The sequence below is a fragment of the Streptantibioticus rubrisoli genome (genome assembly GCF_024436055.1).
Classification (GTDB): Bacteria; Actinomycetota; Actinomycetes; order Streptomycetales; family Streptomycetaceae; genus Streptantibioticus_A; species Streptantibioticus_A rubrisoli.
In genome coordinates this window covers 53,511-75,694 of sequence record NZ_JANFNH010000035.1, presented here as the reverse complement: position 1 = coordinate 75,694, position 22,184 = coordinate 53,511, and the positions used below count along the sequence as shown (strand labels likewise).

The 22,184-nt window shown below is 71.4% G+C and carries 19 protein-coding genes; 12 read left to right on the top strand and 7 right to left on the bottom strand.

Translation table 11 applies throughout. The annotated features are described in order from the left end of the window. Positions 1 to 630 precede the first annotated feature (630 nt). The 3 genes from NON19_RS24120 to mce all read right to left on the bottom strand — a co-directional run bounded on the left by NON19_RS24120 (position 631) and on the right by mce (position 6,039). Entirely contained in the window at positions 631 to 1,566 is a 936-nt protein-coding gene (locus tag NON19_RS24120; RefSeq protein WP_255931149.1) for a coiled-coil domain-containing protein, read from the bottom strand. A gap of 102 nt (positions 1,567 to 1,668) precedes the next feature. Then, entirely contained in the window at positions 1,669 to 5,406 is a 3,738-nt protein-coding gene (gene scy, locus NON19_RS24115; RefSeq protein WP_308213723.1) for a polarized growth protein Scy, read from the bottom strand. A 192-nt stretch (positions 5,407 to 5,598) separates the two neighbouring features. Then, on the bottom strand, positions 5,599 to 6,039 hold the full coding sequence (gene mce / locus NON19_RS24110; protein ID WP_255931148.1) for a methylmalonyl-CoA epimerase: 441 nt from the start codon (positions 6,037 to 6,039) through the stop codon (positions 5,599 to 5,601). 161 nt (positions 6,040 to 6,200) lie between these two features. Here mce and NON19_RS24105 point away from each other — a divergent pair, with 161 nt between their 5' ends. Together NON19_RS24105 and meaB are read left to right on the top strand one after the other, a co-directional pair. Next, entirely contained in the window at positions 6,201 to 7,379 is a 1,179-nt protein-coding gene (locus NON19_RS24105) for an acetyl-CoA C-acetyltransferase (protein WP_255931152.1), read from the top strand. Between the two features lie 65 nt (positions 7,380 to 7,444). Beyond that, positions 7,445 to 8,404 (top strand): methylmalonyl Co-A mutase-associated GTPase MeaB, encoded by a 960-nt coding sequence (gene meaB / locus NON19_RS24100; protein ID WP_255931147.1) that lies wholly within the window; start codon positions 7,445 to 7,447, stop codon positions 8,402 to 8,404. A gap of 144 nt (positions 8,405 to 8,548) precedes the next feature. Here meaB and NON19_RS24095 read toward each other — a convergent pair whose 3' ends face one another. Continuing rightward, positions 8,549 to 9,025, bottom strand: coding sequence for a MarR family winged helix-turn-helix transcriptional regulator (locus NON19_RS24095; RefSeq protein ID WP_255931146.1), 477 nt, complete (start codon positions 9,023 to 9,025; stop codon positions 8,549 to 8,551). Positions 9,026 to 9,167: 142 nt separating this feature from the next. Beyond that, positions 9,168 to 9,971 carry a DUF2127 domain-containing protein gene (locus NON19_RS24090; RefSeq protein WP_255931145.1) on the bottom strand — a complete coding sequence of 268 codons (804 nt, stop codon included), beginning with the start codon at positions 9,969 to 9,971 and terminating at the stop codon, positions 9,168 to 9,170. A 182-nt stretch (positions 9,972 to 10,153) separates the two neighbouring features. On the opposite strand from NON19_RS24090, the gene NON19_RS24085 reads away from it, so the two are divergent. The 5 genes from NON19_RS24085 (at position 10,154) to icmA (ending at position 13,701) form a co-directional block, all read left to right on the top strand. Continuing rightward, the gene (locus tag NON19_RS24085; protein ID WP_255931144.1) at positions 10,154 to 10,504 is read left to right on the top strand and encodes a DUF3817 domain-containing protein; all 351 of its coding nucleotides are present in this window, start codon (positions 10,154 to 10,156) and stop codon (positions 10,502 to 10,504) included. Continuing rightward, positions 10,501 to 10,797 (top strand): MTH1187 family thiamine-binding protein, encoded by a 297-nt coding sequence (locus NON19_RS24080; protein ID WP_255931143.1) that lies wholly within the window; start codon positions 10,501 to 10,503, stop codon positions 10,795 to 10,797. Before NON19_RS24085 ends, NON19_RS24080 begins: the two co-directional genes overlap by 4 nt. A gap of 225 nt (positions 10,798 to 11,022) precedes the next feature. Then, a complete protein-coding gene (locus tag NON19_RS24075; protein ID WP_255931142.1) occupies positions 11,023 to 11,532 on the top strand; it encodes a MarR family winged helix-turn-helix transcriptional regulator in 510 nt (169 codons plus the stop codon). A 61-nt stretch (positions 11,533 to 11,593) separates the two neighbouring features. Continuing rightward, a complete protein-coding gene (locus NON19_RS24070; RefSeq protein WP_255931141.1) occupies positions 11,594 to 11,929 on the top strand; it encodes a DUF3817 domain-containing protein in 336 nt (111 codons plus the stop codon). 71 nt (positions 11,930 to 12,000) lie between these two features. Then, positions 12,001 to 13,701, top strand: coding sequence for a coenzyme B12-dependent isobutyryl-CoA mutase large subunit (gene icmA, locus NON19_RS24065; protein ID WP_255931140.1), 1,701 nt, complete (start codon positions 12,001 to 12,003; stop codon positions 13,699 to 13,701). Positions 13,702 to 13,965: 264 nt separating this feature from the next. Here the strand turns inward: icmA and NON19_RS24060 are convergent, their stop codons facing one another. After that, positions 13,966 to 14,610, bottom strand: coding sequence for a TetR/AcrR family transcriptional regulator (locus NON19_RS24060; protein WP_255931139.1), 645 nt, complete (start codon positions 14,608 to 14,610; stop codon positions 13,966 to 13,968). A 258-nt stretch (positions 14,611 to 14,868) separates the two neighbouring features. On the opposite strand from NON19_RS24060, the gene NON19_RS24055 reads away from it, so the two are divergent. From NON19_RS24055 to NON19_RS24035, 5 genes are all read left to right on the top strand, one after another. Further along, complete coding sequence (locus tag NON19_RS24055; RefSeq protein ID WP_255931138.1) at positions 14,869 to 15,819, top strand: tetratricopeptide repeat protein; 951 nt, start codon at positions 14,869 to 14,871, stop codon at positions 15,817 to 15,819. A gap of 637 nt (positions 15,820 to 16,456) precedes the next feature. Next, entirely contained in the window at positions 16,457 to 17,080 is a 624-nt protein-coding gene (locus NON19_RS24050; protein ID WP_255931137.1) for a DUF6230 family protein, read from the top strand. 101 nt (positions 17,081 to 17,181) lie between these two features. Beyond that, positions 17,182 to 17,688 (top strand): DUF6114 domain-containing protein, encoded by a 507-nt coding sequence (locus tag NON19_RS24045; RefSeq protein WP_255931136.1) that lies wholly within the window; start codon positions 17,182 to 17,184, stop codon positions 17,686 to 17,688. Then, complete coding sequence (locus NON19_RS24040; protein ID WP_255931135.1) at positions 17,678 to 18,910, top strand: hydrogenase expression protein HypF; 1,233 nt, start codon at positions 17,678 to 17,680, stop codon at positions 18,908 to 18,910. The genes NON19_RS24045 and NON19_RS24040 overlap by 11 nt, the downstream gene beginning before the upstream one ends. 87 nt (positions 18,911 to 18,997) lie before the next feature. Then, positions 18,998 to 20,617: a glycosyltransferase family 2 protein gene (locus NON19_RS24035; RefSeq protein WP_255931134.1), complete on the top strand. Its 1,620-nt coding sequence runs from the start codon at positions 18,998 to 19,000 to the stop codon at positions 20,615 to 20,617. Between the two features lie 594 nt (positions 20,618 to 21,211). On the opposite strand, the gene galE is transcribed toward NON19_RS24035, so the two are convergent. Beyond that, positions 21,212 to 22,180 (bottom strand): UDP-glucose 4-epimerase GalE, encoded by a 969-nt coding sequence (gene galE / locus NON19_RS24030; protein WP_255931133.1) that lies wholly within the window; start codon positions 22,178 to 22,180, stop codon positions 21,212 to 21,214. Between the last annotated feature and the right edge of the window lie 4 nt (positions 22,181 to 22,184).

Here is a 22,184-nt window from a genome sequence, read left to right as displayed (position 1 = left end):
CCCCGCTCCTGGGGGCTGCGCCCCGAGACCCCGCTCCCGGGGGCTGCGCCCCGAGACCCCGCTCCCGGGGGCTGCGGCCCAGGCTTCGCTTTTCCGGGGCTGCGCCCCAAGCCCCCTCCCGGGGCCTGCGGCCCCAAGACCCCGCTCCCGGGGCTGCGGCCCAGGCTCCGCCCCCCAGGGGGCTGCGCCCCAGACCCCGCTCCCGGGGCTGCGGCCCAGGCTCCGCCCCCCCAGGGGGCTGCGCCCCAGACCCCGCTCCCAGGGGGCTGTGCCCGAGAACCCACTCCCCGGGGCTGTGCCCGAGAACCCACTCCCCGGGGCTGTGCCCCAGACCCCGCTTGCACCCTGGGGCTGGCGCCGCCCGGCACCCACGCTCGGGCTTGGCTCCCCGGGAGCCCCCGCCCCCACCCTGGGGCCGCGCCCCCGGCACCCGGCCGCGCCCTGGGGGCTGTGGCCCAGACCCCGCTCCCCAGGGGCTGCGTCCCCAGCCCCCCGGCCTCCGCGGGGTCCCGAGGGGCCTGCGCCCCCGAAAGGGAGCCCCGGGAAGGGGGGGCTTGGCGCAAAGAAAGGGATACCGCCTCACGTGTGAAACCCCCGCCGGGGCGGGGGTTTCGGGGGCGGGCTGAGTGCCTAGCGGGACTGTTGGGCGGGGACGCCGCGGGAGATGGGCTCGTCGTCGGGGGTGGCGGCGGCGGCGACCGCCGCGCCCGTGAGCGTGGCCAGCATCTCGCGGACGTTGGTGAGCTGCGCGTTGATGCTGTCGCGACGGTTCGTCAGCGCCGCCAGCTCCCGCTCGGACTCGCTGCGGATACGGTCCGCCTTGGCGTTGGCGTCGGCCACGATGTCCTCCGCCTGCCGCTGGGCGGTCTCCACCGTCTGCCGGGCCCGGCGCTCCGCGTCGGTGCGCAGCTTCTCCGCCTCCATGCGCAGCTGCTCCGCACGGTGCTCGATCTCGGCGAGACGCTTCTCCGCCTTCGCCTGACGCGAGGCCAGGTCACGCTCGGACTGCTCACGCCGCTTGGCGAGGTTCGTCTCGAAGTCGGCCGCGGCCTGCGCCGCCTTGGCGCGGGTCTCCTCGAAGAGGGCGTCCGCCTCCTCACGCTTGTTCTGCGCGTCTTTGTTGGCCTCGGCCCGCAGCTGGTTGGCGTCGGACTTGGCCTTCTCGACGATCCGCGAGCCCTCGTCCTCGGCCTTCTGCTTGCGCTCGGCCGCGTACGCCTCGGCATCCGCGCGCACCTGGTTGGCGGCCCCCTCCGCCAACTCCCGGTGCTGCTCGGCGGCCCGACGGGCCTCCTCGCGCAGGTCCTTGGCCTCCTCCTCGGCGAGCCGGAGGATCTTCTCTACGCGAGCGCCGAGACCGGCGTACGACGGTTCCGCGTCATTGATCTGCGCCTGCGCGTTCTGGGTTTCGAGGTGCAACTCCTCGATGCGCTTCTCCAGCGCGCTGATCCGGGCCAGTGCACTGTCTCGGTCGGCGACGAGCTTCGTGATGCGGTCGTCCACCTGTCCGCGGTCGTAACCACGCCGCACGAGCTCGAAGCCGAAGGGGGAGGAAGTGTCGCTCATGGGGTTCCTGTCAATTCAGGCCGGTGAGGTGATGGAGGGAATCCTAGGGGTGGGAACGGCGTGTCATCGAGTCATTGCGCTAGGGATCTGGAAAATGTGCGCTCAATCGAGTGGTGGGTCATTGGAGCGTTTGCCACTCGAACGAGTGACTCCAGCACCGGCTCCCGCCTTCACCACGGTGGGTCCGTCCCTGCGGTCACCCGACTTCTTGCCTCCCGGGGACGACGTTCCCTCGAAGGACTCCAGCGCCTCCAACACATCCTGAACTCGGGAGATCTCCGCGTTGATGTCCTCGCGGCGGCGCTTGAGGACATCGAGTTCGCGACGACCCTCGTCGACAATACGCTGCGCCTCGGCCCGCGCCTCGGCGATCGTACGTTCCGCGGTCCGCTCCGCCTCGGTCTTCTTCTGACCGGCCTCCTTGATCAGCCCCTCGGCCTTCTTCACCGCCGCGATGCGGACCTTGCTCGCCTCGGCGTTCGCCTGCGCCGACAGCTCCTCGGCCGCCTGCTCGGCGTCCGCGACCAGCTTGCGGGCCTTCTCCTCGGCCTCGGCCAACTGCTCGGTGGCGGCGGCCACCAGCTTGTCGACCCGCTCGCCAGCCGACTTCATCGCCTCCGCGGACTCCTTGCGGGCCCGCTCGTGCAACTCCTCGACCTCGGCCTCCACCCGGGCGCGCAGCTCGTCGGCCCGCTCCCGGATCGAGGTGGCGTCCCGGCGCGCCTCGGCCAGCAGCGTGTCGGCGTCGGAACGGGACCGCTCCACGATGGCGTTGGCCTCGCCGCGCGCCTCGGTGATCACGCGCTCGGCCTCGGCGCGGGCGGCGCCGACCATCGCGTCGGCCTGCTCCTCCGCGGTGGCGGCGGCCCGCACCGCGGCGTCCTGCGCCTCGGTGGTGATGCGCTCGGCCTCGGTGGTCGCCTCGCCGATCAACTCGTCGGCCTGCTGGGCGGCTTCGCTGCGCTTGCGGTTGGCGTCGTCCCGGGCCTCGTCGACGATGCGCTCCGCCTCGGCGGCCGCGGCGGCCGCCGCCCGCTCGGTCTCGGCACGGGTCTGCTCGGCGTGCTCCTCGGCCGCCTGGCGCAGATTCTCCGCCTCGATGGTGATCCGCTCGGCGTCCCGCTCCGCGCGCGCCACCCGCTCCTCGGCCTCGGCGTGCAGCCGCTCCGCCTCGGTGGCGGCGCCGGAGACCAACTCGTCGGCCTGCTGGGCGGCTTCGGCCCGCTTGCGGTTGGCGTCCTCCCGGGCCTCGTCGCGAATCCGCTCCGCCTCGTCGAGCGCCTCGGCGACCGTCCGCTCGGCCAGCGCCTTGGCGTGCTCGGCCTCCTCGTTCGCCTCGCTGCGGATGCGCACCGCGTCCGAACCGGCCCGCTCCCGCTCGGCGTTGGCCTCCGCGTGCAGCCGGTCGGCGTCCTCCCGGGCCTCGGTGCGCAGCCGCTCCGCGGCGTGCTCGGCCGCCGAACGCAGCCCGGCGATCTCCTCCTCGGCCTGCTCGTGCAGCCCGGCCACCGCGTCCCGCACCTGCTGGGCGGTCTGCTCCGCGGCCGCCACCAGATCGCCTGCCCGCTGCTCCGCCTCGGCCACCAGCCGAGAGGCCTCCGCGTCCGCGTCCTCCACCCGCTTGCGCGCCGCGGCCAGCAACTCCTCGCTCTGCTCGCGGGCCTGGGCACGCTCCTGCTCGGCCTCGGCGCGCGCGTCGGCCAGCAGCTCCTCGGCCTCCCTGCGGCGCCTGGCCGCCTCCTCGCGGGCCGCCGCCAGCTCCTCGGTCGCCTCCGCCTCAAGGCGCTCGGCCGCCGCCGCGGCCTCGGCGCGCAGCCGGTCCGCCGCCTCGCGCGCCTGGACCCGCAACTCCTCGGCCTCCGCGGCGGCTTCACCGCGCAGCCGTACCGCGACCGCCTCGCCCTCGGCGCGCGCCTGGGAGGCGTCCGTGGCCGCCTCGGCGCGCAGCCGCTCGGCCTCCTCCTCGGCCTCGGCGGTCAACGTCCGTGCCCGCTCGGCGGCTTCGGCGCGCAGCCGCTCGGCGTCCTCGGCCGCCTCGCGGCGCAGCCGGTCCGCCTCGTCCGCCGCGCTGCGCAGCGCCTCCTCGGCGGCGGTCAACCGCTGCCGTGCCTCGTCGCGCTGCCGGTCGAGGTCCTCGGCCGCCTCCGCGTGCAGGCGGCGGGCGGCCTCCTCGGCGTCCGCGCGCAACCGCTGGGCGGCCTGCTCGGCGTCCTCCCTGACCTGACCAGCCGCCTCCTCGGCGTCCGCGCGCAGTTCCTCGGCCTCACCACGGGCGCGCTCCAGCAGTTCCTCGGCCTGGCGGCGCAGCGTCGCGGCGCGCTCGGCGGCCTCGGCGCGCACCCGGTCGGCCTCGCCCGCGGCGCCCTGGCGCAACTCGTCCGCGTCGGTACGGGCCTTGGCGAGCAACTCCTCGGCGGTACCGGCCGCCTCCTCGATCTGCTGGAGCGCCTCGCGGCGCGCCTCGCCGCGGATCCGCTCGCCCTCGGCGACCGCCTCGGCCCGCAACTGCTCGGCCTCGCCGCGCAGTCGGCGGGCCTCCTCCTGCAACTCGACGGTTTTGGCGCGGTATTCCTTGGTGTCGTCCTTGGCCGCACCCTTGAGCTGCTCTGCGGCCTCCTCGGCCTCGGCGCGCAGCCGTTCGGCCTCGCTGGTCGCCTCGTGCCGGATCCGTTCGGCCTCCTCGGCCGCCGATCTGGTGGTGGTCTCGGCGTCCTGGGAGGCCTTGGCCAGGATCTCCTCGGCGCTGCGGGCGGCCTTGGCCAGCCGCTCGGTGGCCTCCTCGGCCGCCGCGGAACGGGCCGCCTCCTGCGCCTCGGCGACCGCCCGCTCGGCCTGCGCCCGTGCGTCGTCGCGCAGTTGCTCGGCCTCGGCCTTGAGCGCCTCGGCTTCCTTGGTGGCCTCGGCGACCAGCCGGGCGATCTCGGCGCGCGCGGTACGGGTGCGCTGCTCGTTGTCCGCCTCGGTGTCGGCCAGCCGCTTGGCGGCGGCCTCCTCGGCTTCGGCGCGCAGCCGTTCGGCTTCGGCGCGCGCCTCGCGCAGCGACCGTTCCGCATCGGCCAGTGACTGCTCGGCCCGCTGGTTCAGCTCGGTGGCCTCACGGCGCGCCTCGTCGGCCTCCGTACGGGCTGACGTGCGCAACTGCTCGGCGTGGTCGGTGGCTTCCTGGGCCTGCGTCCCGGCGGCGGTCAGCAGCCGCTCGGCGTCGGTACGGGCCCGGCGCAGGATCGCCTCGGCCTCGGCGCGCGCCTCGGTGGCCGCCGACTCCAGCCGTTCCCGGGCCTGTTGGGTCAGCCGGGACGCCTCCGCGCGGGCGGCGGACAGCGCCGCCTCGGCCTCGGCGCGCGACTCGTCCATCAGACGGCGCGCCTGCGCCTCGGTACGGGCCCTCAACTGCTCGGCCCATGCCACGTTTTCGTTGACGTGCGTCTCTACGGTGCTGCGGCGCTCGGCCAGTTCCTCGTCCAGGCGGCGGCGCCGGGCGACGGCCTCGGCGTGCCACTCCGCCTCCAGCTGGGACTGGCGCTCGGCCTGCTCCTGCAGCATCCGCTGGGTGTTGGCCCGGGCCTCGCGCAGTTCGCGTTCGGCGTCCGCGCGCAGCTGGTCGGCCTGGATCTGCGCGTTGCGCAGCAACTGCTCGGCCTGGTGGCTGACGTTGTCGTACGCCCGCGGCTGGGCAAGCTGACGCCGCGCCTCGTGCAGCTTGGCGCGCAGCACCTCGACCTGGTAGCCGAGATCGTCTGCGTGGTCGACGGCCTTGTCCCGCTCCGTCCTCAGCCGCTCCATCTCGGCCTCGAACTGCGAGAGGTGGTCGTCAGCCTCGTAGCGGTCGTAGCCCCGCACTCCGCGGTCCCATCCGTCTCCTGGACTGCCCACCCGCCAACCGGGTGAGCTTTCCGGTGAACATAGCCATTCAGGAGAATGGTGTCAGATCTTCACCGCAGTCCGGGCCCGTCCCCCGGCGCCCAGCCCCGGGGGACACAGTACCGGGGCGGGACCCTCCCGGTCAGTGAACCTGGTCGGTGGTCCGGCCGGTCAGTGCTCGTCGGTGGGAGCCTCGGCCGCCGTCACCAGTTCGGTGAGCACCCCGTGGCAGTCCTTGGGGTGCAGGAACGTGATCCTGGAGCCCATGGATCCGGTGCGCGGCTGATCATAGAGGACGCGGATGCCCTTTTGTCGGATGTCCTCCGCGTCCCTGTCCACGTCCGCGGTGCCGAAGGCGATGTGGTGGACCCCCTCGCCGTTCTTGGCCAGCCACTTGCCGACCGCGGAGTCCTCGCGGGTCGGCTCCAGCAGTTGCAGGTAGGAGGCGCCGCCGTCCGAGGTCTCGTTGATCTTCAGCATGGCCTCGCGGACGCCCTGCTCCTCGTTGACCTCGGTGTGGAACACCTCGAAGCCGTACGTGGCACGGTAGAACTCGACGGTCTTGTCCAGGTCGAAGCAGGCGATCCCGATGTGGTCGATGCGCGTCAGCATGTATCCAGTGCACCGCTCGCACGCGCGATCACGCAACGTGCGCGCGATCACACCGCATCGCCGGTGACCGGCGTGCTACCCGTAAGTACATTGGCCTTAACCCTCGTTAACTCCCCACCCGCAAAGGGGTCAGCGCCATGACCAGCCAGTCAGGTACGTCCGTGATCGTCGCCGGTGCGCGGACGCCCATGGGCCGTCTCCTCGGATCCCTGCGCAGCTTCTCCGCCTCCGATCTCGGCGCTGTGGCGATCAAGGCCGCGCTGGACCGGGCGGGCATCGGCGGCGACCAGGTCGAGTACGTGATCATGGGCCAGGTGCTGCAGGCCGGTGCGGGCCAGATCCCGGCCCGGCAGGCCGCGGTGAAGGCCGGGATCCCGATGAGCGTCCCCGCGCTCACCGTCAACAAGGTCTGCCTGTCCGGCCTGGACGCCATCGCCCTCGCCGACCAGCTCATCCGCGCCGGTGAGTTCGACGTGGTGGTCGCCGGTGGCCAGGAGTCGATGACCAACGCGCCGCACCTGCTGCCCAAGTCCCGGGAGGGCTACAAGTACGGCGCCGTCGAGATGCTCGACGCGATGGCGTACGACGGTCTGACCGACCCGTGGGAGAACATCCCGATGGGCGAGTCGACCGAGAAGCACAACACGCGGCTGGGCATCGGCCGCGCCGAGCAGGACGAGATCGCCGCGCTGTCCCACCAGCGGGCCGCCGCCGCGCAGAAGGGCGGTCTGTTCGAGGCGGAGATAACTCCGGTGGAGATTCCGCAGCGCAAGGGCGAGCCGGTGGTCTTCAGCCGGGACGAGGGCATCCGCGCGGAGACCACCACCGAGTCGCTGGGCAAGCTGCGCCCGGCGTTCCGCAAGGACGGCACCATCACCGCCGGGTCCGCCTCGCAGATCTCCGACGGCGCCGCCGCCGTGGTGGTGATGAGCAAGGCCAAGGCGGAGGAGCTGGGCCTGGAGTGGATCGCCGAGATCGGCGCGCACGGCAACGTCGCCGGTCCGGACAACTCGCTGCAGTCGCAGCCGTCCAACGCGATCAACCACGCCCTGAAGAAGGCCGGGTTGACCGTGGACGACCTCGATCTGATCGAGATCAACGAGGCGTTCGCGGCGGTCGCCGTGCAGTCAATGAAGGACCTGGGCGTTTCCGTCGAGAAGGTGAATGTCAATGGCGGCGCCATCGCGCTGGGTCACCCGATCGGGATGTCCGGCGCCCGACTGGTGCTGCACCTGGCGCTGGAGCTCAAGCGGCGCGGCGGCGGCACCGGCGCCGCGGCGCTGTGCGGTGGCGGTGGCCAGGGTGACGCGCTGATCATCCACGTACCGGCCAAGAAGTAAGCGGCCGGTCACTTCCAGGAACCTACTTCCAGGAACTTCAAGGATCTTCCAGGAACGGAGCACCGATGGCGGACGTCCCCACACTGGTCGAGCAGGCGCGCGCCGGCAGGCCGCGCGCTGTGGCGCGGCTGATCTCACTGGTGGAGGGGGCGTCGCCGCAACTGCGCGAGGTGATGGCGGTGCTCGCGCCGCTGACCGGGAACGCGTACGTGGTCGGGCTCACCGGGTCGCCGGGCGTCGGCAAGTCCACTTCGACGTCGGCGTTGGTCACCGCGTACCGCAGGCGCGGCAAGCGGGTCGGCGTGCTGGCGGTCGACCCGTCCTCGCCGTTCTCCGGCGGTGCGCTGCTGGGGGACCGGGTGCGGATGTCGGAGCACGCCTCCGATCCGGGCGTCTACATCCGCTCGATGGCGACCCGCGGTCACCTCGGCGGGCTCGCCTGGGCGGCCCCGCAGGCGATCCGGGTGCTGGACGCGGCCGGGTGCGAGGTGATCCTGGTGGAGACGGTCGGCGTGGGCCAGTCCGAGGTGGAGATCGCCGCGCAGGCGGACACCTCGGTGGTGCTGCTGGCGCCGGGGATGGGCGACGGGATCCAGGCGGCCAAGGCCGGGATCCTGGAGATCGGCGATGTCTACGTGGTCAACAAGGCCGACCGGGACGGCGCGGACGCCACGGCGCGCGAGCTCAACCACATGCTGGGGCTGGGCGAGGCCCGTGGCCCCGGCGACTGGCGGCCGCCGATCGTCAAGACGGTCGCGGCGCGGGGGGAGGGGATCGACGAGGTCGTCGAGGCCCTGGAGAAGCACCGCGCCTGGATGGAGGAGCGGGGCGTGCTGGCGGAACGGCGGCTCCGGCGCGCGGCTTTGGAGGTCGAGCACATCGCGGTGACGGCGCTGCGGCGGCGGATCGGCGATCTGCACGGCGATCGCCGCCTGGACGTGCTGGCCGAGCGCATCGTCTCCGGGGAGACGGATCCCTACACGGCGGCCGACGAACTCGTTGAGGGGCTCACCAACGGGGCGTAGCGGGGCGGGGCCGGGGCCTCCGGGCAGACAGGCGGTTCCCAACCCACGCACCCGCAGCGCAGCCGCCGACCTGAGCCCGTAATCCACTGTGCGCTGCGGCAGGCAAAGGCCGACGGCGAACGGGTGGGCGGGTGCGGAAAAGTCTTACGCCCGCCCCCGCGCCCCCCGCAGATGCTTGGCGACCGGCTCCAGCGCCGCCTGCAGGGACTCCAGTCCCTGCGGCGACAGCAGGTCGATGAAGTGCTCCCGCACCGCGGCGACATGATGCGGTGCGACCCGCTTCATGGTCTCCCACCCGTAGTCGGTGAGCACCGCGAACAACCCGCGCCGGTCGGACTCGCAGTTCTCCCGCCGCACCAGCCCCGCGTTCTCCATGCGGGTGATCTGGTGGGAAAGGCGGCTTTTGGACTGGAGCGTGGCGCGGGCCAGATCGCTCATCCGCATCTGGTGGTCTTCCGCCTCGGAGAGGTTGACCAGGATCTCGTAGTCGTTGTAGGTCAGGCCGAATGGCTGCAGATCCCGTTCGAGCTGGTACGTGAGCAGCCGCGACACCTCAAGGTGGGTGCGCCAGGTACGCTGTTCCTCGTCGCTGAGCCAGCGGGCGCCGTTCTCGGTCTCCATAGCGTCCAGTCTACCCAAATTAAGTTGAATATTGAATGAATTCAACAGCGGTTAGTGATCATGCCGACAATTGTTCGACATTACACTCCGCAGACCACTCCTCACAATCTGAAGCCGTCCCGGCGGACCCGGACCAACGCGATCAAGCCATCGCCGTGCCCTGCGCCCCCGCCGCGCCCGCGCCTGACGGCGCCTGAGCGGCCTGCTCGACCTCCAGCAACGAGGCCCCGCGCCGCTCGGCCTCGAACGCCCTGGCGCCGCCGCGCAGCCCGAACAGCCGCTTGGCCACGGCGATGTAGACCACCGCGAGGATGTTGATCAGCAAGGTGGCGATCTTCAGCCCGCTGACCTTCTCGCTCAACTCGTAGATCTCCAGCGGCAGGAACGCGGCGGTGGCCACCACCGTCAGGTACTCCGCCCAGCGCTTGGCGAGCCACAGCCCCACGCCCTCGACCAGTTCGATGAGCGCGTACGCCAGCAGCGCCGCCGCCACGATGAGCAGCGTGGAGTGCTTGTAGTCGAAGGTCTCGCGGATGGTGTCGACCACGGGGGAGTGGTCGATGTCGTAGCCGAAGTGCTGGGCGACCGGCCGGAAGACGGTCAGGTTCTGCTCGAAGAACTGGCGCACCGCCGTCTGGGAGTTGCTGAACTGCCACACCGCCGCCGCGGCCAGCACGATGAACACCCCGCGCACCGCCCGCTCGACCGCCAGCACCCGCAGGATGAACAGGTCCCGCAGCGCCTTTCCGCGCGGCACCACCGGCGCCTGGTCCGCCGGACCCGAGCCGTGCGGTGTGCCCAGCGCGAAGTCGCCGCAGCGCAGGCAGCGCCACGCCTCTCCGGCCACGGTGGCCGCCCGCAGCCGCTCGCGCAGCGCGCCCTCGTTCGGCGCGTAGGTGATGTGTCCGCGGCGGGCGCAGGTGCGGCGGTTCCAGTCGAGCTTCATGCGGGTCGTCCCCCGTGGTCCGTAGATCACTTGACGGCACGATGCTAGGACCTGCCCGGCGGGGCTCGGGTGGGAGGCGACCCGCTTCCGGGGTTCTGGTGCCGGACTGCGACAATGGCCCGAGCTTGTGCAACTGTTCACAAGATCGACCGGACAACCCCAGCTTCCAGACGAGGTACCTCGTGGACGTGAAGACCGCCGCCGCCCTGCGCCGACTGGGCATCATCTCGATCGCCGAGGCCATCTCCTTCCTCGCGCTGCTGATCTTCGGCACCGGGCTGAAGCTCCTGATCGGCTTCGACACCCTGGTGTTTCCCCTGGGCATGATCCACGGCGTGCTGTTCATCATCTACCTGGTGCTGCTCGCCGATGTGTGGAGCAAGGCCAAGTGGACCAAGGGCCGGGTCGGTCTGTTCTTCCTGCTCTCCATCCTTCCGACCGGCGGCTTCTTCGGTGACCGCATGATCAAGAAGGAGGAGGCGGCGAGCCTGATCGCCGCCAGGGCGCGAAAGGAAGGCGTGGTCAACGCGTGATCGTCGCGTTCTCCGTCACCCCGCTCGGCGTCGGCGAGGACGTCGGCGAGTACGTCGCCGACGCGGTACGGGTGGTCCGCGAGTCCGGGCTGCCGAACCGCACCGACGCCATGTTCACCTCCATCGAGGGCGAGTGGGACGAGGTGATGGACGTCATCAGGCGCGCCGTCGCCGCCGTGGAGGCCCGCGCGCCACGCGTCTCCCTGGTGCTCAAGGCCGACATCCGGCCGGGCGTGACCGACGCCCTCACCGGCAAGGTGGCCACCGTCGAGCGGCACCTGTCGGCGGACTAGAGCCAAGGGGGCCTGGGAGCTCGCCCCAAAACCTCCCAGCCGGGGACCCTGGGGGCTTGCCCCCAGGGTCCAACCCCGCCGCAACGGCGAGCAACCCCGACGAGGCGGCCCGGCGGTGCCAAACCCACCGCACCCCACGCCCAGGAATCGTCAGGGGCCCCGGACGCCCGTCCGAATCCCGGAACCCGGCGGCCCACGATGTGACCGCCGGGTAGGCTCCTGAGCGTGTCAAAGCCGTTGAGCCTGCCCTTCGATCCCATCGCGCGCGCCGATGAACTGTGGCGGCACCGGTGGGGCGACGTGCCCTCCATGGCCGCCATCACCTCGATCATGCGCGCCCAGCAGATCCTGCTCGGCCAGGTCGACGCGGTCGTCAAGCCGTACGGGCTGACCTTCGCCCGCTACGAGGCCCTGGTGCTACTCACCTTCAGCAAGGCCGGGGAACTGCCCATGTCCAAGATCGGCGAGCGGCTGATGGTGCATCCCACCTCGGTCACCAACACCGTTGACCGGTTGGTCCGCTCCGGCCTGGTCGCCAAGCGGCCCAACCCCAACGACGGCCGCGGCACGCTCGCCTCCATCACCGACAAGGGCCGCGAGGTCGTGGAGGCGGCCACCCGCGACCTGATGGCGATGGACTTCGGGCTCGGCGCGTACGACGCCCAGCAGTGCACGGAGATCTTCACCTTGCTGCGTCCGCTGCGGATAGCCGCCGGCGACTTCACCGACGACTGATCCGAGCGGGCGGCGGGGCTGGCGGAAAGATCGCCCAGCGGGCCGCGTACGCTCGACTGTCATGAAGCGGAGTGTCCTGAACCGGTACCGCGTGATGGCGTATGTGACCGGTGTCCTCTTGATCCTGCTGACGATCGGCTGCGTCGCCAAGTACCTGCTCGATGTCAACGGAGCGACGGCGTTCGTCACCGTGATCGGCATCGCGCACGGCTGGCTCTACGTGCTCTACCTGGTGCTCGCCTTCGACCTGGGCAGCAAGGCGAAGATGCCGTTCGGCAAGCTGCTGTGGATGCTGCTGGCCGGGACCATCCCGACCGCCGCGTTCTTCGTCGAGCGCCGGATCACCCGGGAGCTGGAGCCGCGGTTCGCGGAGGCCCCGGAGCTGGCCAAGGCCTGAGCGACGCTCCCTGCGAGCCGGGGAGCGGTTGGCCATCGACAATTAGTAGGACGTCCAAGTAAATTTGAGTCATGGACGCCGAAGCCATTGAGGAAGGCCGCCGTCGCTGGCAGGCCCGCTACGACCAGGCCAAGAAGCGCGAGGCCGACTTCAGCACGCTGTCCGGGGACCAGGTGGACCCGGTGTACGGCCCGCCCAAGGGCGCGGTGGTGCCCGGGTTCGAACGCATCGGCTGGCCCGGTGAGTACCCGTTCACCCGGGGCCTGCACCCCACCGGCTACCGAGGCCGCACCTGGACCATCCGCCAGTTCGCGGGCTTCGGCAACGCCGAGCAGACCAACGAGCGCTACAAGATGATCCTGGCCGCCGGTGGCGGCGGCCTGTCCGTCGCGTTCGACATGCCGACCCTGATGGGCCGCGACTCCGACGACCCGCGCTCGCTGGGCGAGGTCGGGCACTGCGGGGTGGCCATCGACTCCGCCGCCGACATGGAGATCCTCTTCAGGGACATCCCGCTCGGCGAGGTCACCACCTCCATGACCATCAGCGGCCCCGCGGTGCCGGTCTTCTGCATGTACCTGGTGGCCGCCGAGCGCCAGGGCGTCGACCCGGCGGTACTCAACGGCACGCTCCAGACGGACATCTTCAAGGAGTACATCGCCCAGAAGGAGTGGCTGTTCGCGCCCGAGCCGCATCTGCGGCTGATCGGTGACCTGATGGAGCACTGCGCGGCCGGAATCCCCGCGTACAAGCCGCTTTCGGTCTCCGGCTACCACATCCGCGAGGCCGGTGCGACGGCCGCGCAGGAGCTCGCGTACACCCTGGCCGACGGCTTCGGCTATGTCGAACTCGGCCTTTCCCGGGGCCTGGACGTGAACGCCTTCGCGCCGGGGCTGTCGTTCTTCTTCGACGCGCACGTCGACTTCTTCGAGGAGATCGCCAAGTTCCGTGCCGCACGCCGGATTTGGGCCCGCTGGATGCGGGACGTGTACGGGGCCACGTCCGAGAAGGCGCAGTGGCTGCGGTTCCACACCCAGACGGCCGGGGTCTCACTGACCGCGCAGCAGCCGTACAACAACGTGGTGCGCACCGCGGTGGAGGCGCTCGCCGCCGTGCTCGGCGGCACCAACTCGCTGCACACCAACGCCCTGGACGAGACCCTCGCACTGCCCAGCGAGCAGGCCGCGGAGATCGCGCTGCGCACCCAGCAGGTGCTGATGGAGGAGACCGGGGTCGCCAACGTGGCCGATCCGCTGGGTGGTTCGTGGTACGTCGAGGCGCTGACCGACCGCATCGAGGCGGACGCGGAACGGATCTTCGACAAGATCAGGGAACTCGGCGCCCGCGCCGTGCCGAACGGGGAGCACCCCGTGGGGCCGATCACCTCCGGCATCCTGCGCGGTATCGAGGACGGCTACTTCACCGGCGAGATCGCCGAGTCCGCGTTCCAGTACCAGCAGGCCCTGGAGAAGGGCGACAAGCGGGTGGTGGGCGTCAACTGCCACACCGGCTCGGTCACCGGGGACCTGGAGATCCTGCGGGTCAGCCACGAGGTGGAGCGCGAGCAGGTCCGCGTGCTGGCCGCCCGTCGGGCGGAACGTGACGATGCGGCGGTACGGGCCGCGCTGGCGGCCATGGTGGACGCGGCGCGGGGTGACGGCAACATGATCGCGCCCATGCTGGACGCGGTTCGCGCGGAGGCGACGCTCGGCGAGATCTGCGGCGCCCTGCGCGACCTGTGGGGCAGCTACACGGAACCGGCACGCTTCTAGCCTCCGGCACGGGTCCGTTGGGGTTGCGGTCCCGCCTGCGGCGGCCTTTATCGGCCGGGTTGCGGTGCCGACCGCCTGCGGCGGCGCTTCATCGGCGGGTTGCGGTCCCGCCTGCGGCGCGCTTTTCCGCCGGGTTGCGGTGGGTTCGGCACCGCCGGGCTGCGACGCCGTGGTTGCTCACCGCCGCGGCGGGAAGTGCTTGGGGGCTTCGCCCCCAAGCCCCACCGGGTGCCGCCGTCGCAGCCTGAGGCGCGCCGCATGGCGCTACCGCGCGGCGACTGCCATCGCGGCTGGGAGGCCGCCTACGAGGAGGGCGGAGAACATCCGGGCCCAGGCGAAGTCGACGCGTTCGCCGCTGACCAGGATGCGGTGCACGACCGCGCCCGCGATCACGTCGAAGATCAGGTCCGCGTTGCGCGCGGCGGCCTGCTCGGCCAGCGGATCCCCCGCGCGGCCGTCGGGCGGCACGTCCGGCGGCAGCTCCCCGCGGGCCTGGGCCCGCTGACGGCCCAGCACGACCAGGCGCTTCTGCCGGTCCACGATCGCCTCGCGGATGCGTACCCGCAGCGCGTCGTCATGCGTGGACTCGGCGATCACCGCCATCAGCGCGGTCTTGGTCTCCGGCCGCTCCAGCAGCTCGGCGAACTCCATCACGACGCCCTCGACATCGGCCACCAGGCTTCCCCTGTCGGGGAGTTGGAGTTCGTCGAAGAGGGCGGCGACGGCGTCGACCACCAGTTCGTTCTTGTTGGCCCAGCGTCGGTACAGCGTGGTCTTGGCGACCCCGGCGCGCGCCGCGACATCGCCCATCGTGAGCTTGCCCCAACCCAGCTCCACCAGCGCGGCCCGGGTCGCGTCCAGGATCGCCAGATCCGTCTCCGCGCTGCGCGGGCGTCCGGTTCTGGTCACCCATCGGACACTACCGCCAAGTAGCCAGTGAGGGAGATCACGTGAAAGTCACGTTCAGCACTTGCGGCGCGGGGGTGCCGCACAGTTACGCTACGACCCGTAGCGTAAGAGCGACGACCACGCGTGCGGATGGGGATCCGCGCGGACAGGCACTACAGACGTAACGCACAGCGTGCACGCTTTACGGATATCCCGCATTCCGGTGGGGTATCCAGGGGCTGTTCACGCTTGTCCCGGCGAGGGGGGAGGATTGGCCTCATGCAGCCACGGAACATGTCCATGAGCGGCGTGGTCGATCTCGCCGCGGTGAAGGCGGCCGGTGAGGCCAAGCAGAAGGCGGAGCAGGCCCGGCGTGAGCAGGCCGCCCGCGGTGACCAGGGTGCCGCCCCCTCCCAGTTGGTGATCGACGTCACCGAGGCGACCTTCGAACGCGAGGTGCTCCAGCGCTCCGCCGAGGTCCCGGTGGTCATCGACTTCTGGGCCGAGTGGTGCGAGCCCTGCAAGCAGCTCGGCCCGCTGCTGGAGCGGCTCACCGAGTCCTACGCGGGCCGGATCCTGCTCGCCAAGATCGATGTCGACGCCAACCAGCTCCTCTTCCAGCAGTTCGGTGTCAGCGGCATCCCCGCGGTCTTCGCGGTGATCGGCGGCCAGATGATGCCGCTGTTCCAGGGCGCCGCCCCGGAGGCGCAGATCCGCGAGGTGTTCGACCAGCTGATCGCGGTGGCCGAGCAGCGCTTCGGCATCACCGGCATCCAGGTCGACGGCGGGGCCCCCGCCGCCGCGCCGGAGCCGCCGATGGACCCGGTGCTGGCCGCAGGGCACGAGGCGCTGGACCGCGGTGATCTGGGCGGGGCGATCCAGGCGTACAAGAACGTGCTGTCCGACGACCCGGGCAACATCGAGGCCAAGCTGGCGCTGGCGCAGGCCGAGCTGTTGCAGCGGGTGCAGGGCGCCGACCAGCAGGCGGTGCGCAAGGCGGCGGCCGACAACCCCACCGACCCGGCGGCACAGATCGCGGCGGCCGACCTCGATCTGGTCGGCGGCCACGTCGAGGACGCCTTCGGGCGGCTGGTCGACACCGTCAAGCGCACCGCGGGGGAGGACCGCGAGCGCGTCCGGCTCCATCTGCTCGAACTGTTCGAGGTGGTCGGCGCGGAGGACCCGAGGGTGACCTCGGCCCGCACCGCGCTTGCCCGCGTGTTGTTCTGACCGCACGTCGAAGATCGATGACCGGGTGTCAACCCCCGGTAACCCGCCGCCATCGCCAGGCGGCTTGAAGGTGTGCTTGGCAGTCGCCTTTATCAAATCTTGATGAAAGGCGACTGCCGTTACCTCTAGTAAGTCAAGCGACTTTTTCTGTCCGGCTATGCCCCGCGATGTCGGGCTCCGTCGACCGCGCCCCGAACACTCAGCGTGTTCGCAGTAGGCTGTCCGGTCGCGCAGCGGTTATCTCGGCGTTACTCACTAGTAACGAAAGGCCTTGTGCCTCGGCCCCGAATGGACCACGATCAGGCCCACGCTCGGTCCTCCCCCCAAGCCCGGCAAGCCGGTCGGTGCGCGGGTGAAGGATTCCCCACCGAGCAGGACGCGCGGTGACGACCGCCGCCCGTCCTAGGACAGGGGGGTCCCCGCCACACCAAGGCAGGGCCTGTCCAGCAGGTTGCGCGAGAGCGTGGCCAGTGGTTGTCGCTCGGGGGTGATCGCCGGTAATTCGGACCCGTCGTCCGCCTGAACGCGACGGCCCCCGATGACGGCGCTCTCCTTCCCGAGGACGTAGCACTTCTCCCATCCCAGGTTCGGATCCCGAGTCCGGACCGGAGATGTACGTCCGAGAAGGAGGAAAGTCATGGAGTCAGAGCCGACTCGTGGCGGAACCAGATGGAAGCGGTTCGCCGTCGTCATGGTTCCCAGTGTCGCGGCCACGGCCGCGATCGGCGTCGCCCTCGCGCAGGGTGCGCTCGCCGCGTCGTTCAGCGTCTCCGGCCAGAATTTCAAGGTCACTACCGACAGGCTCGACGGCACGGGCTTCCTGCAGTACGGCGCCTATGACGTCCAGCACGGCGGTAAGAACATCCCGGTGGCGGTCTCGGCGTTCAAGAACGCCAAGATCACCAACATGTGCCAGTCCGTGGTCATGCCCGTGCCGCTGGTCGGCGACGTGACCATGAGGCTCCAGGCGGGCGGCAACGGAACCCCGGTCGAGGCGAAGAACCTCTACATCGACCTGGACCAGCTGAACGCCGACGCCCAGTTCAACAACATCAACATCGGCGTCGCCGCCGGGGACCAGACCAAGGGTCCCGGTATGAAGGGCGGCAACGAGCACGCGGACCCGGGCGGTTTCGCCCAGGAAGCCGACTCGGCCACGCTGACCGGCGTCAAGCAGACCGCTTGGGCCACCAGCGCGGGCACCTTCAAGCTCAGTGGCCTGTCCCTGCGTCTGCTCACGGGCAAGCAAGAGTGCTACTGACGCACTCCCACTGAGTAGGGCGAGTGAGGGACGGTTCGCTGTCCCTCGCTCGGCCAACCTCCAACGAACCACCGATCGCCGGTCGCAGGGAGCTGTTTTCAATGAGCGCCGAGTCGCTAGGACCGCGTGACCGAATCGGCAGTTGGCGCCGGTCCTTCCGTACGTGGCGTGGCCAACGCCCGTTCTGGGCAGGTCTGCTGACGCTGCTGGGCGGACTGCCGATCATGTACTTCCCCTATGCCAACCTCACCCTCGGTCAGTTGACCGTTCGGATGGCCACCACCGCCGGTTCCGGCTCGCTGATCATCGGCGTCCTGCTGGTGGTGCTCGGCTTCACCATGTGGTTCCAGTCGACCGCCCGGGTCTTCGCCGGGGTGGCCGCCATCCTGCTGGCCCTGGTGTCGCTGGTGGTCTCCAACTTCGGCGGCTTCCTGGTGGGCTTCCTGCTCGCCCTGATCGGCGGCGGCCTGTCCGTCTCGTGGGCGCCCGGTGCTCCGCCGACCCAGCCCGCCGCCGACGGGGACCCCGAACCGGTCATCGCCGGGCCGGTGCTCTCCGGCACCGGGTTGGACGACGATTCCACGAACGGGAGGCACCGTGCGGGGTGATGAGTCCCAAGCCCACAACGAGGGCAGCGCCGCTCGGGCCAGAACCGGGCCGAAGCACGCGGCCCCCCGCAAGTCACTGCTGACCCGGGCCCCCGTCGGCAAGGCGATCGCGCTGGCCGCGATGCCGACCGCCGTACTGATGGGCATGGGGCTGACCCCGCGACTGGCGCAGGCCGACGAACTGCCGCAGAACCCATTCAGCGGTGACCACTGCGTCAGCCAGTCCGACAGCCCCTCCCCGTCGAGCTCGCCGTCCGCGACGCCGTCCGCCACCCCCTCGCCGTCCGCGACCGCCCCGACCGCGAGCGCGTCGCCCTCGACGAAGACGGACACGTCCAACAGCGGCCAGTCCACGACCGGTTCCACGCCCAGCACCACGGCACCGGCCAACCCGGCGCCGCGCCCGGCCAGTCCGTCCCCCTCGCCCACCCAGTCCCACAACCCCCTGGACCCGCTGGGCCTCGGCAACACGCTCAAGGGCCTGCTGGGCGGCGGCTCCTCGACGAACCCGGCGCCCAGCGCCACGCCCACCCCCAGCGCCACGCCCACCCCGAGCGCCAGCCCCACGGCCAACACCCCGGCCAGCGCGGCCGGTTCGACGGCCCAGGGCACGACGGACGCGGTCAAGAACGCCGTGCAGAACGCCGCCAAGCAGGCGAAGTCGGCGACCCCCACCGCGACCCCGTCGGACAGCCCGTCCGCCGCGCCGTCGCCGTCGTCATCCGGTGGACCACAGCCGTTCCCGTGCCCGACGTACAACGCCAAGGCGCTGGCGGACGCCGGACTTGAGCAGACGCCGTCGCTGCTGCCCAACCAGCCGTGGATCCTCAAGACGGACCTGCTGACCCTGAAGGGCCTGGACTACCACGGCATCGTCAAGGTCAAGACGGCGAACGGCACCGTCAAGGACGTACTGAAGTTCACCGCCAGCGCGGGGGTGGACATCAAGAACCTCCACCAGATCACGGAGGGGGAGCTGGGCACGCACTGGAACGTGCAGGCCCGCGACGGCAGTACGTCGACCATGCGGAACGGAACGGTGACGATGTACACCGAGAAGATCAGCGGCAACCTCTTCGGGCTGATTCCGGTCACCTTCAGTCCGCAGAGCCCGCCGCCGCTCAACGTCCCGCTGGCCATCTTCAGCGACTGCACGGTGGTGCAGGCCGGACAGTTCGGCGGCACGCTGACCATTCCCGGCATGCACGTGTACCGCAGCTGACACCCTACGGACCACTCCGGGAGCCGCACGGTGGGCGCCGGTCCCTTCACCGAGGGGACCGGCGCCCACCTGTGTAGGGTCTTGGCCATGACGACGAGCGAACAGCCTGCGGTGACGATCGTGGTGATCGGCTACAACGACGCCGCGCACATCGCCGACGCGGTGCGCTCCGCGCTCGCCCAGGGACCGGCCGTCGCCGAGGTGATCGCGGTGGACGACTGCTCCACCGACGGCACCGGCGAGGTACTGGAACGGCTGGCCGCCGAGGTCGCAGCGGCGCCTGGCGCCTCGTTTGAGGGTGGTGGGCGCCGGGCGGGACACCGGCTGCGCGTGCTGCGGCGGACCGAGAACAGCGGGGGCTGCGGCACCCCGCGCAACGACGGCATCCGCGCCGCCGACTCCGGATACCTGATGTTCCTCGACAGCGACGACGTACTGCCCCCCGGCGCGGTCGACGCACTGCTGACCGCCGCCCGCGCCCAGGGCGCGGACGTCACCGCGGGCCAGTGCGTCCGGCGCGAACTGCCCGAAGGGCGCGACACGTTGTGGCGGCCCGAGCTGTACGCGCTGCCCGCGCTCGTCGAACGGCCGGAGGCCGAACCGCGGTTGGTGGACGACACGTTGTGCGTCAACAAGCTCTACCGCACGGACTTCCTGCGCGAGCACGGCATCGTCTTCCCCGAAGGCCGGTTCGTCTACGAGGACTTCGTGTTCACTGCCCGCGTGCTGGCCGCCGCGCCGCGGGTCGCCCTGGTGCCGGACACCGTGTACGTGTGGCATGTTCGGCGCGCCGCCAAGCGGTTGTCGATCTCCCTCGACCGGGCCGGAATCGACAACTGGCGCTCCCGGATCGAGGCCCACCGCCAGGTGGGGGCGATCCACACCGAGGCGGGAGAGAAGACGCTGGCCAGCGCCGCCCGGGCGAGCTTCCTCGACCGCTCGGTGCGGATGTACGTACGTGAGCTCGGCGGGCGCGGCGCCGAGTACCGGCGGGAGTGGTGGCGGCTGGCCCGGGAGTACCTCGGCGGCTTCGAGGAACGTGACTTCGCCGCCGCACCGGCGCCCGCGCGGACCATCGCCCAGGTCGTGCTGGCCGCGCCGGAACCGCGCGACCTGCCCCGGCTCGCAGCCCTCGCCGCCCGCCCGGCCCGGCTGCTGCCGCCGTACGCCTCCGGCGCGGTGTGGAGCGAGGACCTGCCGGAGGTCGCCCTCGGCGGGCTGGTGACCTGCCCGATCGGTGAACTGCCGCTCGCCGCTGAGGCGTTGCTCACGGTCGGTCCCGTCCGGGGGACGCTGCGGGTTCGGGTATACGAGCTGTACGGGCGGGTGGCGGCGGCTCGGCCGGTCGCGGTCGACGTCGAATGGGTCGACCGCCACACCGGCCGCACGGTCACCTCTGACACCACTGGCCTCAGCGCGCAGGGGTCGGCCTGGTCGGCCGAGGTGCCGGTCGACTTCACGGCACTGGCCGAGGGGGACCTGGCGGTCCGCGACCTACGGCTGAGGGTGTCCTTCGCGGACGGCGGCCACACGGTCACCGCCCCTCAGGCGGTCAGGACCGGCCTGCGCCGCGCGGCCGTCTTCAGCAGGCGCTCCGGCGCCCTGCTGGTCCAGCCGTACGCCACGGTGGACGGTGCGTTGGCCCTCCGCGTTGCTCCGGGCCTACGGGGTGCACTTTCTGTCGTACGGCGCCGTCTCCGGCGCTAGCCCGCGCTACGGCGACGCCTCCGGCGGGGGCGCGGGTTCGGGGGTTGCGGTGGCGCCTCCGGCGGGGGTCGCGGGTTCGGCGGCTTGCGGTTCGTTCGGTTCCGCCGGACTCCGCCGTCGTGGTTGCTCGCCGTCGCGGCGGGTTTTTTGTTGGGGCTCCGCCCCAAGCCCGGGTGATCATTGTGGGCTTGGCCAAGGCCCGGGCGGGGTCGTTTGGGTTCCGCCGGTCTTCGCCGTGGTGGTTGCTCGCCGTCGCGGCGGGTCTTTTTGGGCTTCGCCCCAAGCCCCGGCGGGCCTTCGCGGGGGATTGGGGGCGAAGCCCCCTAGAACCGGCACCGGGGTTTGGGGCGGAGCCCCAAAAGAAGACCCGCCACGACGGCGAGCAACCACGAAGAAGCGGACCGGCGGTGCCGAACCGGCCGCAACCGACCCGGCCGGATCGCCCACCCCGCGCCGGAGGCGGTACCGCAACCGACCCGGCCGGATCGCCCACCCCGCGCCGGAGGCGGTACCGCACCGCAACCCGGCCGGACGGCCCACCCCGCGCCGGAGGCGGTACCGCAGCCGACCCGGTCGGACGGCCCACCCGCGCCGTCAGGCGCGTGCCGCTCGCCAACCGGCCCAGGCCGAGGCGATCATCTCGGTGACGTCGTACTGGGCCGACCAGCCCAGCTCAGCGAAGATACGGGCCGCGGAGGCCACCACTCGGGCCGGGTCGCCGGGGCGGCGGTCCAGGATCTTGGGCTGGACGTCCTCATGCCCGGTGACGGCACAGATGCGCCGGACCATCTCGCTGACCGACACCCCCTCGCCGCGCCCGATGTTCACGGTCAGATCACCGGTCGCCCCGGCGGCCAGCCGCCGCGCCGCCGCCAGATGAGCGGAGGCGATGTCCCGCACATGGATGAAGTCCCGGATGCAGGTGCCGTCCGGCGTCGGATAGTCGGCGCCGAAGACCATCGGCGGCTCGCCCGCGTCCAGCTTCTCGAAGACCATCGGCACCAGGTTGAACACGCCCACGTCCGCCAGCTCGGGGCTGGCCGCCCCGGCCACGTTGAAGTACCGCAGGCACGTGGTGCCCATCCCGTACGCCTTGCCCGCCGCGCGGACCAGCCACTCACCGGCCAGCTTGGTCTCCCCGTACGGGTTGATCGGCAGGCAGGGGGTCTCCTCCGTGACGAGGTCCACATCCGGCATGCCGTAGACGGCGGCGGAGGAGGAGAACACGAAGTGCCGCACCCCGGCGGCCGCGCAGGCGCCCAGCAGCACCTCAAGGCCGTGGATGTTCTCCCGGTAGTACATCAGCGGCTGCTCGACCGACTCCGCCACCTGCTTCTTGGCGGCGAGGTGGACGACGCCGGTCACGCCGTGCTCCGCCAGGGTGCGGTCCAGCACCTGGCGGTCCAGCGTGGAGCCGGTCACCAGCGGGATGTCCTCGGGCAGTCGCTCCGGGATGCCGGTCGACAGGTCGTCCAGCACCACGACCTTCTCCCCGGCCTCCGCCATGGCCCGCGCCACATGGGCGCCGATGTACCCCGCACCGCCTGTAATCAACCACGTCATGCCA

Excerpts from the sequence above, each read along its gene's own strand:
- NON19_RS24050 (WP_255931137.1), top strand. The coding sequence starts at position 16,457 with ATGGAGTCAGAGCCGACTCGTGGCGGAACCAGATGGAAGCGGTTCGCC.
- NON19_RS24095 (WP_255931146.1), bottom strand. The coding sequence starts at position 9,025 with ATGGAGACCGAGAACGGCGCCCGCTGGCTCAGCGACGAGGAACAGCGT.
- NON19_RS24035 (WP_255931134.1), top strand. The coding sequence starts at position 18,998 with ATGACGACGAGCGAACAGCCTGCGGTGACGATCGTGGTGATCGGCTAC.
- NON19_RS24070 (WP_255931141.1), top strand. The coding sequence starts at position 11,594 with ATGAAGCGGAGTGTCCTGAACCGGTACCGCGTGATGGCGTATGTGACC.
- mce (WP_255931148.1), bottom strand. The coding sequence starts at position 6,039 with ATGCTGACGCGCATCGACCACATCGGGATCGCCTGCTTCGACCTGGAC.
- NON19_RS24045 (WP_255931136.1), top strand. The coding sequence starts at position 17,182 with ATGAGCGCCGAGTCGCTAGGACCGCGTGACCGAATCGGCAGTTGGCGC.
- NON19_RS24055 (WP_255931138.1), top strand. The coding sequence starts at position 14,869 with ATGCAGCCACGGAACATGTCCATGAGCGGCGTGGTCGATCTCGCCGCG.
- NON19_RS24090 (WP_255931145.1), bottom strand. The coding sequence starts at position 9,971 with ATGAAGCTCGACTGGAACCGCCGCACCTGCGCCCGCCGCGGACACATC.
- icmA (WP_255931140.1), top strand. The coding sequence starts at position 12,001 with ATGGACGCCGAAGCCATTGAGGAAGGCCGCCGTCGCTGGCAGGCCCGC.
- meaB (WP_255931147.1), top strand. The coding sequence starts at position 7,445 with ATGGCGGACGTCCCCACACTGGTCGAGCAGGCGCGCGCCGGCAGGCCG.
- galE (WP_255931133.1), bottom strand. The coding sequence starts at position 22,180 with ATGACGTGGTTGATTACAGGCGGTGCGGGGTACATCGGCGCCCATGTG.
- NON19_RS24120 (WP_255931149.1), bottom strand. The coding sequence starts at position 1,566 with ATGAGCGACACTTCCTCCCCCTTCGGCTTCGAGCTCGTGCGGCGTGGT.